At 66.4% G+C, this 16,367-nt stretch carries 12 protein-coding genes, 1 tRNA gene and 2 rRNA genes (1 of these 15 running past the window's edge); 11 read left to right on the top strand and 4 right to left on the bottom strand.

Features of this window, described 5'->3' with window-relative positions; all coding sequences use genetic code 11:
* The 3 genes from AC0QTQ_RS17685 to AC0QTQ_RS17675 all read left to right on the top strand — a co-directional run.
* Nucleotides 1-2,285 (top strand): 23S ribosomal RNA (locus tag AC0QTQ_RS17685) (it extends 560 nt beyond the left edge of the window).
* Between the two features lie 84 nt (nt 2,286-2,369).
* Nucleotides 2,370-2,484: ribosomal RNA gene (rrf, locus tag AC0QTQ_RS17680) — 5S ribosomal RNA — on the top strand.
* A 96-nt stretch (nt 2,485-2,580) separates the two neighbouring features.
* Nucleotides 2,581-2,657, top strand: a tRNA-Met gene (locus AC0QTQ_RS17675).
* Between the two features lie 375 nt (nt 2,658-3,032).
* Here the strand turns inward: AC0QTQ_RS17675 and hpbA are convergent.
* Entirely contained in the window at nt 3,033-5,069 is a 2,037-nt protein-coding gene (gene hpbA, locus AC0QTQ_RS17670; protein ID WP_480257660.1) for an N-methyl-L-proline N-demethylase HpbA, read from the bottom strand.
* A gap of 278 nt (nt 5,070-5,347) precedes the next feature.
* Between hpbA and AC0QTQ_RS17665 the strand changes: the two genes are divergently transcribed.
* Nucleotides 5,348-6,133, top strand: a complete 786-nt coding sequence (locus tag AC0QTQ_RS17665; protein ID WP_480257659.1) for a pyrroline-5-carboxylate reductase family protein — start codon at nt 5,348-5,350, stop codon at nt 6,131-6,133.
* 127 nt (nt 6,134-6,260) lie between these two features.
* Here the strand turns inward: AC0QTQ_RS17665 and AC0QTQ_RS17660 are convergent, their stop codons facing one another.
* Nucleotides 6,261-6,815 (bottom strand): helix-turn-helix domain-containing protein, encoded by a 555-nt coding sequence (locus AC0QTQ_RS17660; protein WP_480257658.1) that lies wholly within the window; start codon nt 6,813-6,815, stop codon nt 6,261-6,263.
* Between the two features lie 232 nt (nt 6,816-7,047).
* Here AC0QTQ_RS17660 and AC0QTQ_RS17655 point away from each other — a divergent pair, with 232 nt between their 5' ends.
* From AC0QTQ_RS17655 to AC0QTQ_RS17625, 7 genes are all read left to right on the top strand, one after another.
* The gene (locus AC0QTQ_RS17655) at nt 7,048-9,495 is read left to right on the top strand and encodes a GcvT family protein (RefSeq protein ID WP_480257657.1); all 2,448 of its coding nucleotides are present in this window, start codon (nt 7,048-7,050) and stop codon (nt 9,493-9,495) included.
* Between the two features lie 274 nt (nt 9,496-9,769).
* A complete protein-coding gene (locus tag AC0QTQ_RS17650; RefSeq protein WP_480257656.1) occupies nt 9,770-10,819 on the top strand; it encodes an ABC transporter substrate-binding protein in 1,050 nt (349 codons plus the stop codon).
* A gap of 9 nt (nt 10,820-10,828) precedes the next feature.
* Nucleotides 10,829-11,692 carry an ABC transporter permease gene (locus AC0QTQ_RS17645; RefSeq protein WP_480257655.1) on the top strand — a complete coding sequence of 288 codons (864 nt, stop codon included), beginning with the start codon at nt 10,829-10,831 and terminating at the stop codon, nt 11,690-11,692.
* Nucleotides 11,685-12,431 carry an ABC transporter permease gene (locus AC0QTQ_RS17640; protein WP_480257654.1) on the top strand — a complete coding sequence of 249 codons (747 nt, stop codon included), beginning with the start codon at nt 11,685-11,687 and terminating at the stop codon, nt 12,429-12,431. Before AC0QTQ_RS17645 ends, AC0QTQ_RS17640 begins: the two co-directional genes overlap by 8 nt.
* A gap of 1 nt (nt 12,432) precedes the next feature.
* Nucleotides 12,433-13,206, top strand: coding sequence for an ABC transporter ATP-binding protein (locus AC0QTQ_RS17635; protein ID WP_480257653.1), 774 nt, complete (start codon nt 12,433-12,435; stop codon nt 13,204-13,206).
* Nucleotides 13,203-13,601 (top strand): 4Fe-4S dicluster domain-containing protein, encoded by a 399-nt coding sequence (locus AC0QTQ_RS17630; protein ID WP_480257652.1) that lies wholly within the window; start codon nt 13,203-13,205, stop codon nt 13,599-13,601. Before AC0QTQ_RS17635 ends, AC0QTQ_RS17630 begins: the two co-directional genes overlap by 4 nt.
* A complete protein-coding gene (locus AC0QTQ_RS17625; RefSeq protein ID WP_480257651.1) occupies nt 13,594-15,156 on the top strand; it encodes an FAD-dependent oxidoreductase in 1,563 nt (520 codons plus the stop codon). The genes AC0QTQ_RS17630 and AC0QTQ_RS17625 overlap by 8 nt, the downstream gene beginning before the upstream one ends.
* 72 nt (nt 15,157-15,228) lie before the next feature.
* Here AC0QTQ_RS17625 and AC0QTQ_RS17620 read toward each other — a convergent pair whose 3' ends face one another.
* Both AC0QTQ_RS17620 and AC0QTQ_RS17615 read right to left on the bottom strand, forming a co-directional pair.
* Complete coding sequence (locus AC0QTQ_RS17620; protein ID WP_480257650.1) at nt 15,229-15,915, bottom strand: GntR family transcriptional regulator; 687 nt, start codon at nt 15,913-15,915, stop codon at nt 15,229-15,231.
* A 69-nt stretch (nt 15,916-15,984) separates the two neighbouring features.
* Entirely contained in the window at nt 15,985-16,269 is a 285-nt protein-coding gene (locus tag AC0QTQ_RS17615) for a DUF1330 domain-containing protein (RefSeq protein WP_480257649.1), read from the bottom strand.
* Nucleotides 16,270-16,367: the final 98 nt, after the last annotated feature.

Here is a 16,367-nt window from a genome sequence, read left to right as displayed (position 1 = left end):
GCCTTGAGCGGTGACGGCGTACCTTTTGTATAATGGGTCAACGACTTGGTCTTACGAGCAAGCTTAAGCCGTTAGGTGTAGGCGCAGCGAAAGCGAGTCTTAAAAGGGCGACGAGTTCGTGGGATCAGACCCGAAACCGAGTGATCTAGCCATGTGCAGGATGAAGGTTGGGTAACACCAACTGGAGGTCCGAACCGACACCCGTTGAAAAGGGTCCGGATGACGTGTGGCTAGGGGTGAAAGGCCAATCAAACTCGGAGATAGCTGGTTCTCCGCGAAAGCTATTTAGGTAGCGCCTCGGACGAATACCTTGGGGGGTAGAGCACTACATGGGTGATGGGGTCCCACAGACTTACTGAGCCTAAGTAAACTCCGAATACCCAAGAGTACTATCCGGGAGACACACGGCGGGTGCTAACGTCCGTCGTGAAGAGGGAAACAACCCTGACCAACAGCTAAGGCCCCCAATTCGTGGCTAAGTGGGAAAGCATGTGGGACTTCCATAACAACCAGGAGGTTGGCTTAGAAGCAGCCATCCTTTAAAGATAGCGTAACAGCTCACTGGTCTAGTCAAGAGGTCCTGCGGCGAAGATGTAACGGGGCTCAAGCCACGAGCCGAAGCTTTGGATGCACAGTGATGTGCGTGGTAGCGGAGCGTTCTGTGATATAGAACGCTGCCTCCTTACGACCTCCCCAAGTAATCTTGGCGGGTCTATTGGAGGCAATGTTCTGACTGTGAAGCCGGCCTGTGAGGGATCCGGTGGAGTGATCAGAAGTGAGAATGTTGACATGAGTAGCGACAAAGAGGGTGAGAGACCCTCTCGCCGAAAGTCCAAGGGTTCCTGCTTAAAGCTAATCTGAGCAGGGTAAGCCGACCCCTAAGGCGAGGCCGAAAGGCGTAGTCGATGGGAACCAGGTTAATATTCCTGGGCCATGTGGTGGTGACGGATCTCGAGGGTAGTTCGATCTTATCGGATTGATCGGGCTGCTTAGAGGTTCCTGGAAATAGCCCCACTTTAAGATCGTACCCGAAACCGACACAGGTGGACTGGTAGAGAATACCAAGGCGCTTGAGAGAACCACGTTTAAGGAACTCGGCAAAATGCCTCCGTAAGTTCGCGAGAAGGAGGCCCCATTGGTACGCAAGTATCGGTGGGGGGCACAAACTAGGGGGTGGCGACTGTTTACTTAAAACACAGGGCTGTGCGAAGCCGTAAGGCGACGTATACAGTCTGACGCCTGCCCGGTGCTGGAAGGTTAAAAGGAGGGGTGCAAGCTCCGAATTGAAGCCCCAGTAAACGGCGGCCGTAACTATAACGGTCCTAAGGTAGCGAAATTCCTTGTCGGGTAAGTTCCGACCTGCACGAATGGCGTAACGATCTCCCCGCTGTCTCAAACGTGGACTCAGCGAAATTGAACTGTGTGTCAAGATGCACACTACCCGCGGTTAGACGGAAAGACCCCATGAACCTTTACTCTAGCTTTGCACTGGCATCAGGATTGTGATGTGCAGGATAGGTGGTAGGCTTTGAAGCGGCGACGCCAGTCACCGTGGAGCCTCCCTTGAGATACCACCCTTCGCACTCTTGATGTCTAACCGCGGCCCGTTATCCGGGTCCGGGACCCTGCATGGTGGGGAGTTTGACTGGGGCGGTCGCCTCCCAAATCGTAACGGAGGCGCGCGAAGGTTGGCTCAGACCGGTCGGAAATCGGTCGTTGAGTGCAATGGCAGAAGCCAGCCTGACTGCAAGACTGACAAGTCGAGCAGAGACGAAAGTCGGCCATAGTGATCCGGTGGTCCCAAGTGGGAGGGCCATCGCTCAACGGATAAAAGGTACTCTGGGGATAACAGGCTGATGATGCCCAAGAGTCCATATCGACGGCATCGTTTGGCACCTCGATGTCGGCTCATCTCATCCTGGGGCTGGAGCAGGTCCCAAGGGTATGGCTGTTCGCCATTTAAAGAGGTACGTGAGCTGGGTTTAGAACGTCGTGAGACAGTTCGGTCCCTATCTGCCGTGGGTGTAGGATACTTGATGGGAGTTGCCCCTAGTACGAGAGGACCGGGGTGAACGATCCACTGGTGGACCAGTTGTCGTGCCAACGGCAGTGCTGGGTAGCTATGATCGGACAGGATAAACGCTGAAGGCATCTAAGCGTGAAGCCCCCCCAGAAACTAGGTATCCCTTGAGGGCCGTGGAAGACCACCACGTCGATAGGCCGGAGATGTAAGCGCGGTAACGCGTTCAGTTGACCGGTACTAATTGCCCGATTGGCTTGATTTGATCCAGTAGCAGCAAGGCTCAAGATCAAAAGCAAGTATACACAAAAGGTTATACCTGACTTGGACATGATGGCTTCTTCCTCGGTTTGGTGGTCATAGCGCTGGCTAAACACCCGATCCCATCCCGAACTCGGCCGTTAAGGGCCAACACGCCAATGGTACTGCGTCTTAAGACGTGGGAGAGTAGGTCACCGCCAAACCTAGTAAGAAGCCAACGTTCTCTCATAACGATCAAAAACCCCAAAAGCTCAAAAAGCCCGAGGGGCAAGCAGACCATGAAACACATGGTCAAACGTCGCGGGGTGGAGCAGCCCGGTAGCTCGTCAGGCTCATAACCTGAAGGTCGCAGGTTCAAATCCTGCCCCCGCAACCAATAAATCCTGCAGCCAGATCAACGGCTTACGCCCCGCCTCAAAACGGGGCTTTGGCTGTACGCCCCGCCGATCACCCCAAAGACTCAGCACAAAAATCCCCCAAAGCTCCCCGTGCCGACGAAAGGCAGCGCCATCCGCTTGCCCTTCGTCGGCACCGGACGAATCTTCGAAGATTGCCCTCGCGCGGTGGTCGTGGACCGGGGGCGGACGCCCACACTCGGCGCGCGGCGACAAGCCCCCAGCCTCTTCGTGTCTCAACTCATCGCGAGGGGCCGCGGCGCCAAATTCTTGGATGGGCTCTCGCTGTGTGCCGCACAGGTCGGGGCCGTCTTCGGCAGTGTCTTCCTGTCCGATCTGTCCCGGGCGGGCGCGTGTCAGAGATCCTTCACCAGCCGCAGCGCGTCATAAAGCGCCGCATGGGTGTTGCGCGCGGCCACCGCATCGCCGATGCGGAACAGGCGGAACGCCCCGTCGGGATTGGGGGCGAGGGTCTGCAGACCGCCGGTCGTCAAGGCCTCGTAATCGACCTCGCCGAGGTTCGACGACAGCGGCTTCAGTTCGAAATAGAGCTCGTCGAGCGGCCGGGTGCCGTGGTTCACCACGACCTGATCGACCAGCCGGTCCCGCGTGACATCGCTGTAATCCGAGCCCAGCACCGCCCGCAGCCGGTCGCCCTCGCGCGCGACCGCGCGCAGCCGCCAGGTCACGGTGAAGGTCGTGTCGCGCTTTTGCAGGTTGCGCATGTAGGGCACGAGGTTCATCGCCATCACCTCGGGCGCGAAGCTGCGGTCCGGGGTCACGATCTCGACCGCGGCGCCCGTGCGCGAGATCAGGTCGGCGGCCTGCAGGCCCGCGTGATCGCCCGCATCGTCGAAGATCAGCACGGTGCGGCCGGGCTTCACATCGCCCGAGAGAATGTCCCAGGCCGAGCAGACGAGGTCATTGCCGGCCGAGAGCACCTCGGTATGCGGTAGCCCGCCGGTCGCGATGATCACCTCGTCGGGCGATGTGGCCAGAATGGCTGCGGCATCGGCGATGGTGTTGAAATGGAAGGTGACGCCCTTCTTCTCGCATTGCGCCATCCGCCAGGCGATGATCGAGATCATCTCGCGGCGGCGCTCGTCAAGCGCAGTGAGGCGGATCTGGCCGCCGGGCGCGTCGGCCGCCTCGAAGACGGTCACCACATGGCCGCGCTCGGCCGCGACGCGGGCGGCCTCGATCCCGGCGGGACCGGCGCCGACGATGGTGACGCGGCGCCTTTCCGTGGCGGCGGGGATGGTCTGGGGCATGGTCTCTTCACGCCCGGTGGCCGGGTTGTGCAGGCAAAACGCCATGCCGCCCTGATAGATCCGGTCGAGGCAGTAGTTCGCGCCGACGCAGGGGCGGATGTCGTCCTCGCGGCCCTCGATCACCTTGCGCACCAGATGCGGGTCGGCCATGTGGGCGCGGGTCATGCCGACCATGTCGACCAGTCCCGCGGCGATCGCATGGCGCGCGGTCGCCACGTCCGGGATCTTGGCGGCGTGGAAGGTCGGGACATTGGTCGCGGCGCGGATCTTGCCGGCAAACTCCAGATGCGGGGCGTTGCGCATGCCCTGCACCGGGATCAGGTCGGTCAGGCCGGGGTCGGTGTCGATATGGCCCTTCACCACATTGAGGAAGTCGACCAGTCCGCTTGCCTTCAGCTTCTGCGAGATGGTGAGGCCGTCCTCGGCGGTCAGCCCGCCGGGCAGATCCTCGTCGCCGGTATAGCGCACGCCGAGGATGAAGTCCTCGCCGCAGCGGTCGCGGATGCCGCGCAGGATCTCGAAGGTGAAGCGCAGCCGGTTGTCGAGGCTGCCGCCATAGGGGCCGTCGAGATCATTGGTCAGCGGCGACCAGAACTGATCCATCAGGTGGCCATAGGCCTGCAGCTCCAGCCCGTCGAGGCCCGCGGCCTTCATCCGTTCCGCCGCGTCGACATAGTCGTTGATGATGCGGGCGATATCCCAGTCTTCCAGCTTCTTCGGGAACGACCGGTGCGCCGCCTCGCGCTCATGGCCAGGCGAGACGACGGGCAGCCAGTCGGCCTTGTCCCAGCGGGTGCGGCGCCCGAGATGGGTCAGCTGGATCATCACCGCCGCGCCATGATCGTGGCATTCGTCGGCCAGCTGCTTCATCCAGCCGACGACCTCGTCCTTCCAGGCGAGGATGTTGTTGAACACCGGCGGGCTGTCGCGCGAGACCGAGGCCGATCCCGCCGTCATCGTCAGTGCCACCCCCGCCTTCGCCCGCTCGACGTGATAGGCCCGATACCGCTCCTTGGGCATGCCGTCCTCGGGATAGGCCGGCTCGTGGCTGGTGATCATGATGCGGTTGCGCAGCGTGAGATGCTTGAGCTGGAAGGGCTGGAGGAGGGGATCGTTCGACATCGAAGCGGCCTTTTCGGGTGGGATGTGAGGAGAGATTGGCCGACAATGTTCATATGTGTCAATTAAAGGTTCGCAAGTGACTGCTCGGGGACATCTCATGGCCTCTGAAAGGATCAGATGTGAACATTTTTCTTGCGACACGCGGCCGGCGACATGTACTCAAGTCCGATGACACAGCAGGTCTCGGCGGTCTCGGGGCGGCGCATGACCTGCATTTCAATGCCGTCGCGCGAGATCGCCCGCTTGCAGGCGCCGATCGGATATCAGGGGGACGTGGCATGAGGCTTGGCATCATCGGCGCAACGGGGTGGCTCGGCTCGGCGCTCGGACGCCGGCTGTTGGCCGCGGGCACGGTGCGGGCCGCGGATCTGGTGGCGCTCAACCGCAGCGGCCCGCGCCCGGATCATTTCGGCGCGCCCGAGGTCGTCTGGGCGCGCGACGTGGCAGATCTGGTGGCGCAAAGCGAGATCGTCGTGGTGTCGGTGCGGCCCGAGGACTGGGCGGCGTTGCAACTGTCCGCCCCGAACCGGCTGGTGATCTCCTTCATGGCCGGGATCGGGCGCGAGGCGCTGGCGGCCTGCGGCGGCCGGATCGTCCGGGCGATGCCCAATGCGTCTTCCGAAATCGGGGCATCCTATACGCCGTGGTTCGCCGGTCCGGATGTGACGGCGCAGGACCGTGCCGCGGTGACGGCGGTGCTCTCGGCGATCGGGGCCGCGGACGAGGTGGTCTCCGAGGCCCATCTCGATGCGCTGAGCGCGGTTTCCGGCTCGGGCGCGGCCTATCCGGCACTGATGGCTCTGGCGCTGCGGGATTTTCTGACGGCGCACGGTTTGCCCGACGCGATCGCCTGGCGGGCGGCGGAGGCGGTGGTGTGCGAGGGCGCGGCACTGCTGTCCGGGCAGATGGCGCAGGAGGCGCCCCGCCTGCTGGACGCCTACCGCGCCTATCGCGGCATCACCGCCGCCGGGCTTGATGCCGCCGCCGCGGCAGGTTTCGGCCGCAGCCTCGCCGCGGCCCTCGAGGCGGCACTGTCGAAATCGGCCGAAATGGGACGACGCTGACACGGGATGGGGCGACCACGGTTGCGTGGGCCTTGGTGCCCCCGGGCCGCCCGGACACGCCGGCGTGACGGCACATGCCCGCAACTCGGCAGGGCAGGCTGCGATGGTCGCGCCGTCGTCGGCTGCCTCAGTAGATCGGCGGCGACACGACCCACAGCACCACCGCCGGCTCGTCGCCGTCATTGCGCCAGGCATAGTCGGTTTCGCGGAACTGAAAGCTGTCGCCGGCGTTCAGCTCGATCTCGGCCTCGCCCAGAACCAGCGTCAGCCTTCCCGAGATCAGAACGCCGCCATCTTCCTTGGGGCGCGCCTTCTGGCGGCCGCCGCTGGAGGCGCGGGGGGCAAAGGTCGAGCGGATCATCTCGAAGGAACCGCTGAGCGTGGGCGACAGAAGTTCCTCGACCAACCCGCTTTCGGCCGATCCGATCCGCGGGCGGTCGGCGGCGCGCAGCACCAGCCCCTGTTCCTCCGGGGCGCGCCGCGACGAGCGGAAGAAGAAGCTGATGTTGACTCCAAGCTGTTCCGCAAGCTGGCCTAGATCGCGCACCGAGGGGGTGGCCTGCCCGCGCTCCACCTGGCTCAGCCAGCCGACCGAGCGTCCGACATCCGCGGCCAGCTGCACTAGGGTCATCCCTCGGGCCTTTCGAAGTGACCTGACGTCTTCGCCAACGTGACGGCTCATCGTGTTCCTCTTTCCGTTGCCGCACCTTGGGGACGGCGGGAGGGAAACTCAAGTTGCCGATCACACGGGAGTAAAATTATGAGATAACAAAAAACACAAGAGTGAAAAAATGATATTGAAATTTCATTTTTGTGCTGGCTAACTGAGCGGGCACAGAGGGCAGACTCTGCGCGGCGCCTCCCCCCGTGCCCCCGGGGGGCGCCTGTCCTCCCCCTTGACCCCGGATGTCCCCATGACCGAAATTCCCGCCAAAGCCCGCGTCGTCATCATCGGAGGCGGCATCTCGGGCTGTTCCGTGGCCTATCACCTCGCCAAGCTCGGCTGGACCGACATCGTGTTGCTCGAGCGCAAGCAGCTGACCTCGGGCACCACCTGGCATGCGGCCGGGCTGATCGGCCAGTTGCGGGCGAGCCAGAACATGACCCGGCTGGCGAAGTATTCCGCCGATCTCTATGCCAAGCTCGAAGCCGAGACCGGCCTTGCCACGGGCCTGCGGCAATGCGGCTCGATGACCGTCGCGCTGACCGCGGAGCGGCGCGAGGAAATTTTCCGGCAGGCCGCCTTGGCCCGCGCTTTCGGCGTGGACGTGAACGAGCTGTCCCCGCGCGAGGTGCTCGACCTCTATCCCCATCTCGAGATCTCGGATGTGGTGGCGGGGGTGCATCTGCCGCTCGATGGTCAGGCCGATCCCGGCAATATCGCACTGGCGCTGGCGAAGGGCGCCCGGATGCGCGGCGCCAAGATCATCGAACAGGTCAAGGTGACCCGCGTCACCACCGCGGAGGGCCGGGTGACCGGCGTCGACTGGGACGCGGCGGGCGAGACGGGGCATATCGCCGCCGAGACCGTGGTGAACTGCGGCGGCATGTGGGGGCGCGATCTGGCAGCGCAAAACGATGTCACCTTGCCGCTGCACGCCTGCGAACATTTCTACATCGTCACGGAAAACATCCCCGGGCTGGCGCAGCTGCCGGTGCTGCGCGTTCCGGACGAATGCGCCTATTACAAGGAGGACGCGGGCAAGATCCTGCTCGGCGCCTTCGAGCCGAAGGCGAAGCCCTGGGGCATGAACGGGATCAGCGAGGATTTCTGCTTCGACCAGCTGCCTGAGGATTTCGATCATTTCGAGCCGATCCTCGAACAGGCGGTGGCGCGGATGCCGATGCTGGCCGAGGCGGGCATCCACACCTTCTTCAACGGCCCGGAAAGCTTCACCCCGGATGACCGCTATTACCTTGGCGAAGCGCCGAACCTCCGCGGCTACTGGCTGGCGGCGGGTTACAACTCGATCGGGATCGTCTCGTCGGGCGGCGCGGGCATGGCGCTGGCGCAATGGATGAACGACGGCGAGCCGCCCTTCGACCTGTGGGAGGTCGACATCCGCCGCGCGCAGCCGTTCCAGAGGAACCGCCGCTATCTGCGCGAGCGGGTCAGCGAGACGCTGGGGCTGCTTTATGCCGACCACTTCCCCTATCGCCAGATGGCCACCGCCCGCGGTATCCGCCGCTCGCCGCTGCACGAACACCTGAAGGCGCGCGGCGCGGTCTTTGGCGAGGTCGCTGGCTGGGAGCGGGCGAACTGGTTCGCGCGCGCCGGGCAGGCGCCCGAATACCGCTACAGCTGGCAGCGGCAGAACTGGTTCGACAACCAGCGCGCCGAGCACATGGCCCTGCGCGAGGGGGTGGGCCTGCTCGACATGACCAGTTTCGGCAAGATCCGGGTCGAGGGGCGCGACGCGGTGTCCTTCCTGCAGCGGCTCTGCGCCAATCAGATCGACGTGGCGGTGGGGCGTATCGTCTACACCCAGATGCTGAACGCGCGCGGCGGCATCGAATGCGACCTGACCGTGACCCGCCTGTCGGAAACCGCCTTCTTCCTCGTCGTGCCGGGGGCGACGCTGCAGCGCGATCTCGTCTGGCTGCGCAACCATGTCGGCGATGCCTTCGTGACGATCACCGACGTCAGCGCGGCCGAGGCGGTGATCCCGGTGATGGGGCCGCGCTCGCGCGAGTTGCTGAACCTGGTCTCTCCGAACGATCTTTCGAACGCGGCGCATCCCTTCGGCACGGCGCGCGAGATCGAGATCGGCATGGGCCTCGCCCGGGCGCATCGCGTGACCTATGTGGGCGAGCTTGGCTGGGAGCTCTATGTCTCGACCGATCAGGCCGCGCATGTGTTCGAGACGCTGGTCGAGGCGGGCGAACAGGTGGGCCTGACGCTTTGCGGTCTCCATGCGATGGACAGTTGCCGGATCGAGAAGGCCTATCGCCATTTCGGCCATGACATCACCGACGAGGACCACGTGCTCGAGGCGGGGCTCGGTTTCGCGGTCAAGACCGACAAGGGCGAGTTCATCGGCCGCGAGGCGGTGCTGCGAAAGCGCGAGGCGGGGCTTGCGCGCCGGATGGTGCAGGTCCGCCTGAAAGACCCGGAGCCGCTCCTGTTCCACAACGAGCCGATCCTGCGCGATGGCCGGATCGTCAGCTTCCTGACCTCGGGCAATTATGGCCACGCGCTTGGCGGCGCGATCGGTCTGGGCTATCTGCCGTGCCGCGCGGACGAGACCGAGGCCGAGATCCTCGCCTCGCGCTATGCGATCGATGTCGCCGGACGGAGGGTCGAGGCAGAGGTCAGCATCGCGCCGATGTATGATCCGAAGTCGAGCCGCGTGCGCGGCTGACGGCAGGGGGCCCTGCGCCGCGCGGGGCCCGTCGGTCTGCGGCCGGGCCCATCGACTCGGCAAGGCAGCACGGTTCGGGGCGTCGCGCGCGCCCCGACCGCCGCGGCCGGGGGGAAAGATATTCGCCTGTTCCCGGCAACGTCGCGCATTCCCTTTCCCGAATCCCGGGTCTGGCAGCACAGGCCCAGCGAATTTGCCTCCGTCATTCATCTATAATTGCGATCGTTTTTATCGTCTTTAATCTGGCGCCAGATCCAACCAGCCGGAGACGACGATGTTCAAGAAAATTACAGTGCTGACGGCCCTCGCTGCGGCGTTGATGTCGGGCGCGGCCGCCATCGCCGGCGAGCTCCCGGAGGAGATCCGCTTCGGCGATGTCGGGTTCGGGTTCGGCAAGCCGTTCGGCGTCGGGCTTCTGGCGATCGCCGATGCCAAGGGCTTCATCGCCGATGAGTTCAAGGGCACCGGGGTCAAGCTCGACTGGACCTATTTCACCGGCACCGGCCCGGCGATCAACGAGGCCTTCGCGAACGGGCAGGTGGACTTTGCCTCCTATGGTGCGGTGCCGAACATCGTCGGTGCGGCGAACGGGCTCGACACCGTGATCGTCGCCTCGACGCAGGGCACCAACATCTTCGCCGTCGCGCGCACCGGCAGCGGCATCGAAAGCCTCAAGGATTTGCGGGGCAAGCGCGTCGCGCTGCAGAAGGCGACGATCATCCACTGGGCGGCGCTCGAGGCGCTGCGGCACGCCGGGCTGAGCAAAAAGGATATCACCCTCATCGACCTCAAGAATGCCGATCAGCTTGCCGCGATCAGTGCGGGCAGCGTCGACGCGGTGTTCGGCGCCGATTTCCTGCTGCCGCTCGAGCAGAAGGGGGTGGCGAAGGTGGTCTTCTCCTCGGCCCGCGATGATCGCGAGGTCTCGGGCTTCGGCGGCTTCCTCGTGTCGCGGAGCTTCCGCGACGCCTATCCCGAGGCCACGCAGAAGGTCGTTGATGGCTATGTCAAGGCGGCGGCCTGGCTGGCCGATCCGGCGAACCGGGACGAGGCCTTCCGGATCTGGAACCGGGCGGGCACGCCGGTCGATCTCATTCGCCGGTCGAACGCCGATACCGACTTCAAGCAGGCCTATGATCCGCGCCTCGATGCGGTGTTCGAGCAGCGCTTCGCGAGTGCGCTCGAGTTCACCCGGGCGCAGAAACTGACCCGCAAGACCCCGGATCTTGCCGCCTGGGCAGATGGCCGTTTCCTTGCGAAGGCGCTCGAGGGCGAGGGGCTCGCAGGGGTCTGGCCCGACCGGGCTGTCACCGGCACGAACTGAGGCGGGACGATGAGCGATCTTTCCGTCAGCACTGTCCCCGGGCAGGGGGCGGCGCCCCTCGCGCGGCGCGCGCGGCCCGCCCGGCGGCCGGCCCTGCCGCGCGCGCGGACCCTGCGGCGCGCGGCGTTCCGGGCGCTGCCCTGGCTCACGCCGCTCGCCGGTCTGCTGCTGTGGCAGCTCGCGGCGCAGTTCGCTCTGGTCTCCGAGCATATCCTGCCGGCGCCCGGCCGCGTCCTCGCGACCCTCGGCGAGCTCGCGCAGGGCGGCGAGCTGTGGTCGGCCGCCCGCATCAGCCTGTGGCGGCTGACGGTGGGGTTGCTGATCGGCGCGCCGCTCGGTTTTCTCTTCGGCCTGTTGCTCGGCGCCTCGCCGCGCGCCGAAGACTGGCTTGGCCCCAGTTTCCGCGCCATCGCCGCGGTGCCGGCCCTGGGCTGGATTCCGGTGCTGATCCTGCTTGTCGGCATCGACGAGGCGCTGAAGGTGCTCATCCTGATCAAGGCCTGCTTCGTGCCGATGGCGATTGCCAGCCGCGACGCCTGGCGCGCGGTGCCGGCGCACTATGTCGAGCTTGGGTGCGCGCTCGGGCTGTCGCCGCTGCGGCAGCTTGGACGGATCCGCCTGCCGGCGATGGTGCCGACGCTGTTTTCGGGCCTGCGCCTCGCCTCCGGTCAGGCCTTCGTGTCGCTCGTCACCTGCGAGATGCTCGCCGCCACCGATGGCCTTGGTTATCTCATGGTCTGGGGCCGGACGCTCTTCCAGATGGACATGGTCATCGTCGGGATGATCTCTGTCGGCGCCGCCGGCATCGCGCTTGACCGGCTGCTGCGCGGGGGCGAGCGGGCCTTGCGCGCAAGGATGGGCGACGATGGCTGAGCTGTCCTGGAAGGGGCTGGTGCTCCCCGCGGCCGCGCTGGCCGCCTGGTCGCTTGCCGTCGAAAACCACCTGCTGGGCGGTCCGATGGTGGTGTCACCCGTCGCGCTTGTGCAGGTGCCCGTCATCGACCCGGACGGGCGCAAGATCTGGGCCGCCCTCGGCGCCAGCCTGGTGCGGCTTGCCCTTGGCGGCAGTCTCGGCGCCGTCGCCGGGATCGGCCTTGGCCTCGCCCTCGGCCTGTCGCGGCCGCTCGGCTGCGCGCTGTCGCCAAGCGTCGACACCCTGCGCCAGATCGCGCTTTTCGCCTGGATCCCGCTGCTGACGACGTGGTTCGGCAACAGCGAGACGGCGAAGATCGTCTTCATCGCCCTTGGCACGTTCTTCCCGCTGGTGCTGGCGACGCAGCAGGGGGTGCGCGCCACGCCGGCCGGGCTCGTCGAGCTTGTGCGGGTGCTCGGGCTGTCGCCGCGACGGCGGATCACCGCGCTTTACCTGCCATCGGCGCTGCCCTCGATCGCCATGGGCGTGCAGATCGCGCTGATCTCCGCCTGGATCGGAACCGTGGGCGCGGAATACGCGATCGGCAACGGCCGCGGCCTTGGCGCCTATATCGCGAGCGGGCGCGAGCAGTTCCGCATGGACATCACCCTCGTGGGCGTGCTCGCGCTCGCCCTGATCGGTGTCGCGCTGCACGCGCTCGGCGCCCGTCTGATCCGTCATCTCGACAAGGCCACCTGACATGAGCTCCTCCTCCCTTCTCACCGTTTCCGGCGTCTCCAAGTCCTTCCCCGTGAACGGCGTGCCCTTCCGCGCGCTCGCGGATGTCGGACTGGAGCTGCGGCGCAACGAGATCATCGCCGTGATCGGCGCATCCGGCTGCGGCAAGTCGACCTTGCTGCGCTGCATCGCCGGGCTTGAAACCCCGGACAGCGGCGCACTTGCGATTGCGGGCGTGCCGGTGACCACGGCCGGGCAGGGCAGCGCGGTGGTGTTCCAGGACCATCGCCTGCTGCCCTGGCTCACGGTGCGCGGCAATGTCGAGCTTGCGCTCGAGCCGCTCGCGATGACCGCGGCCGAGCGGCAGGCGCGGGCGGCGCGCTATATCGCCCTCGTCGGGCTCGATGCCTTTGCGGAAAGCTATCCGCGGCAGCTTTCGGGCGGCATGGCGCAGCGCGCCGCGATCGCCCGGGCGCTGGCGGTGGAAACCGATCTCGTGCTGATGGACGAGCCGTTCGGGGCGCTCGATTCGATCCTGCGCACCCGGATGCAGGAAGAGCTGCTGAAGATCTGGCGCGCGCATCAGGTCTCGATCCTGATCGTCACCCATGACATCGAGGAGGCGCTCTATCTGGCGGATCGGGTGGTCGTCATGCGGCCCGGCCCCGGCCATGTGCACGAGGTGGTCGAAGTCTCCCTGCCGCGGCCACGCAGCCGCGACACCGAGGCGTTCTCGCATCTGCGCGGGCATCTTCTGGCGGCGCTGGCCGAAACGCCCGGGGAGGTCGTGGCATGATCGAGCTTGTGTCCCCCAGCCGTTGCGTGCGCTGCGATCTGTGCTTCGGGGTCTGCCCGATGGATGTGTTCGACCGGGCCGAAGACGGGCTGCCGGTGATCGCCCGCAAGGCGGATTGCCAGACCTGCTTCCTGTGCGAGGCGCATTGCCCGACCGATGCGCTCTATGTGGCGGCCGAACGGCGCCCGGCCCCGACGCCGTCCGAGGCGGAGCTGGCGGAGCGTCAGCTTCTCGGCAGCTATCGGGCGCGGCTTGGCTGGGGCAAGGGCCGTCGGCCGCCCAGAAGTTTCGACGAGGCGCTCGCGCTTGCGCAGCGGCCGGAGGCCGCCGCCGGGGTGTTCCCCGCGGGCGCGCATCCGGGTGCACAGCCCCGGAAGGAGGCCCATCATGGCTGACGGAGCCCGACATTCCGGCCCGGAGCTGCAGCTTGCGGCGGATGTCCTCGTGATCGGCGGCGGCCCGGCCGGCACCTGGGCCGCGCTGGCCGCACGCGAGCAGGGCGCCAAGGTGATCCTCGTCGACAAGGGCTGGTGCGGGGCGTCGGGCGTCGGCGCGGCGGCGACCATCGGCCATTGGTGGGTGGCGCCGGAGGGGCGCGCCGCGGCGATGGCGGCAAAGGCCGTCGATTCCTGCGGGCTCGCCGACGAGACCTGGATGGAGCGCGTTCTTGCGGAGACATGGGCCAGCTGGCCGGGCTTTGCCGAGAGCCGCGGCTATGTCGGCGATCCGACCTATCGCAGCGGGCGCGGCGGGCAGGTGGTGGTGCAGGGGCCGGTCTATCTGCGCGAGATGCGCCGGCTCGTGCTGCGGGCGGGGGTCACCATCCTCGATCATGCGCCGGCGGTCTCGCTGCTGATGGATGCGGCGGGGCGCTGCGCCGGGGCCGAGGGGGTGCTGCGGCAGAAGGACCAGCGCTGGCGGATCGACGCCCGCGCGGTGGTGCTGGCGGCCGGCGGGTCGGCGCTGCGCAGCGGCTGCATCGGCTCCAGCGTCAATACCGGCGATGCGCTGCTGATGGCGGCAGAGCTCGGCGCCGAGTGGTCGGGGATGGAATTCTCAAACTACTACGGCATCGTGCCGAAGGGTGGGTCGGTCGACAAGAACGGCTATCTGCTGCAGGCGGCGTTCTTCGATGCGGCCGGGCATCAGGTGCATCTCGGCTGGTCCTCGCCCTATGGCGTCATGGGCACCGCGGCAGCCCCGCTCTTCGGGCACGAACCGGTCTTTTGCCAGTTCACCCAGGTGCCCGAGGCGAACCGCCCGTTCCTGCGGGCCGGGCAGCCCAATCTCTTCACCCAGTTCGACCGGCTTGGCGTGGACCCGTTCACCCAGAAATTCGAGGTCGAGCCGATGTTCGAAGGCTCGGTGCGCGGTTCGGGCGGGATCGTCGTCAAAGGACCGGACTGCGCCTCGTCGGTGCCGGGGCTTTGGGTGGCGGGCGATGCCGCCTCGCGCGAGATGCTGGTCGGGGCCTCGTCGGGGGCGGGGGCGGTCAATGCCGCCTGGACGCTCGCCTCGGGCCGCTGGGCCGGGGCCGGGGCGGCGCGTTCGGCCCGGGCGCTGGCGCCGGGGCGGGGGGCGCGGGTGCGCGAGCCCCTGTCGGGGCGCCGGATCGAGGCGGTGCGGCCGCTGCTGCAGGCGCTTCAGGCCGAGGTCCTGCCGATCGGTCGCAACGGCTTTCGCACCGCCCGGACGCTGACCGAGACGCTCGATCTGACCGCGGCGCTCGAAGACGCGCTGCAGTCCGCCCCGGGCGCCGCGGATGCGCGCAGCGCGCTGTTTGCCCGGGAGCTGTCGGGGATGCTGTTCCACGCCCGGACCGGGGCCGCCGCCGCCCTTGCCAGACCGGAAAGCCGGGGCGTGCATCAGCGCACGGACCATCCGCAGGCGTCATCTCGCGACTGGCAACGGCGGCTGGTGGGGCGGGGGCTCGACATGACGCTTCGGTGATCGGCGGGCGTCCCCCCGGGACGGCTCCCGCGCCGACGCGCCGCGCCGGCCCCCTGCGACCGGCCGGGCGGATCAGTCCCCGGCCTCTGCCAGCTTGAGCCGCGCGATCTCGGAGGCCTCGTTGATATGGTCATGCACCGCCGCCTCGGCGGCATCCGGGTCATTCGCCGCGATCGCCTCGAAGATCCGGGTGAGGCGCGCATAGCCCGAACGGTGCCGGTCGGTCGTCGACAGGGTCATGCCCCGCAACCGGCTGATCCGCCCGTTCAGGCGGTTGACCACGTCCCAGGAAATGTCATGCCCCGCCGCCCGGAAGATGCGGTGGTAGAATTCGGTCGAGGCCTCGAACAGGTCGTGCGACGAACCGCCCTCATAGGCCGCTCCCAGCGTGTCGAGTGCCGCCCGCAGCTCTGCCTTGATCGTGTCATCGGCGATCGCCGCGCAGTCGCGGGCCGCATCGGTTTCAAGCAGCATGCGGATCTTGTAGATCTGCCGCGCCTGCGGCCAGTCGAGCCGCGACACGATCGGCCCCTTGTTCGCCAGAAACTCCACAAGCCCCTCGGCCTCGAGATAGCGGATGGTCTCGCGCACCACCGTCCGCGACACGCCGAGCTGGTCGCACAGGCTGCGCTCGACGAGCCGCTCGCCCGATTTGAAATAGCCGCTCAGGATCGCATCGCGCATCCGTTCGGTGACGATCTCGCGCAGGGTCTGCGGCGGTTGCTCGATCTTCAGGCTGGTTTCGGACGGAGGGGCCATGATGCCTTTCTGGTCAATCTCATGCAGGTCGATGGAATGCCGTAGTATGGGATGGTTGCTGCGGCCGCACTAGCTATCTTCGACAATCGCGATCTGCACCCGGGCCGCTCCGGCCCGCAGCGCCCGTGCCGCGCGATACTGCTCCGAGGCATAGCATGCCTGCGCCGCCTCGAGGGACGGAAACTCGATCACGACATGCCGGGCGAACGCGGCGCCCTCGAGCGTGAGCGCCCGCCCGCCGCGGGCCAGGAAGCGCCCGCCATGGGCCTCGAACAGGCCCGCGGCCTGCGCCTGGTAGGCGGCATAGGCGGCCGCATCGGTCACGGTGACATGGGCAATCCAGTAGGCGGCCATTGGGTCCTTCCTGTTCCGGGTTTCGGTGCCTGGCCCCGGTGCGGGCCGGCGCCGGGATAAAGCGTCTTGACATGCTGTATTATGGTATACCAACATCC

This window comes from Paenirhodobacter sp. YD-8 (genome assembly GCF_056590935.1).
The sequence above is the reverse complement of the archived record's forward strand: the minus strand, read 5'-3'. Positions and strand labels throughout refer to the sequence as shown.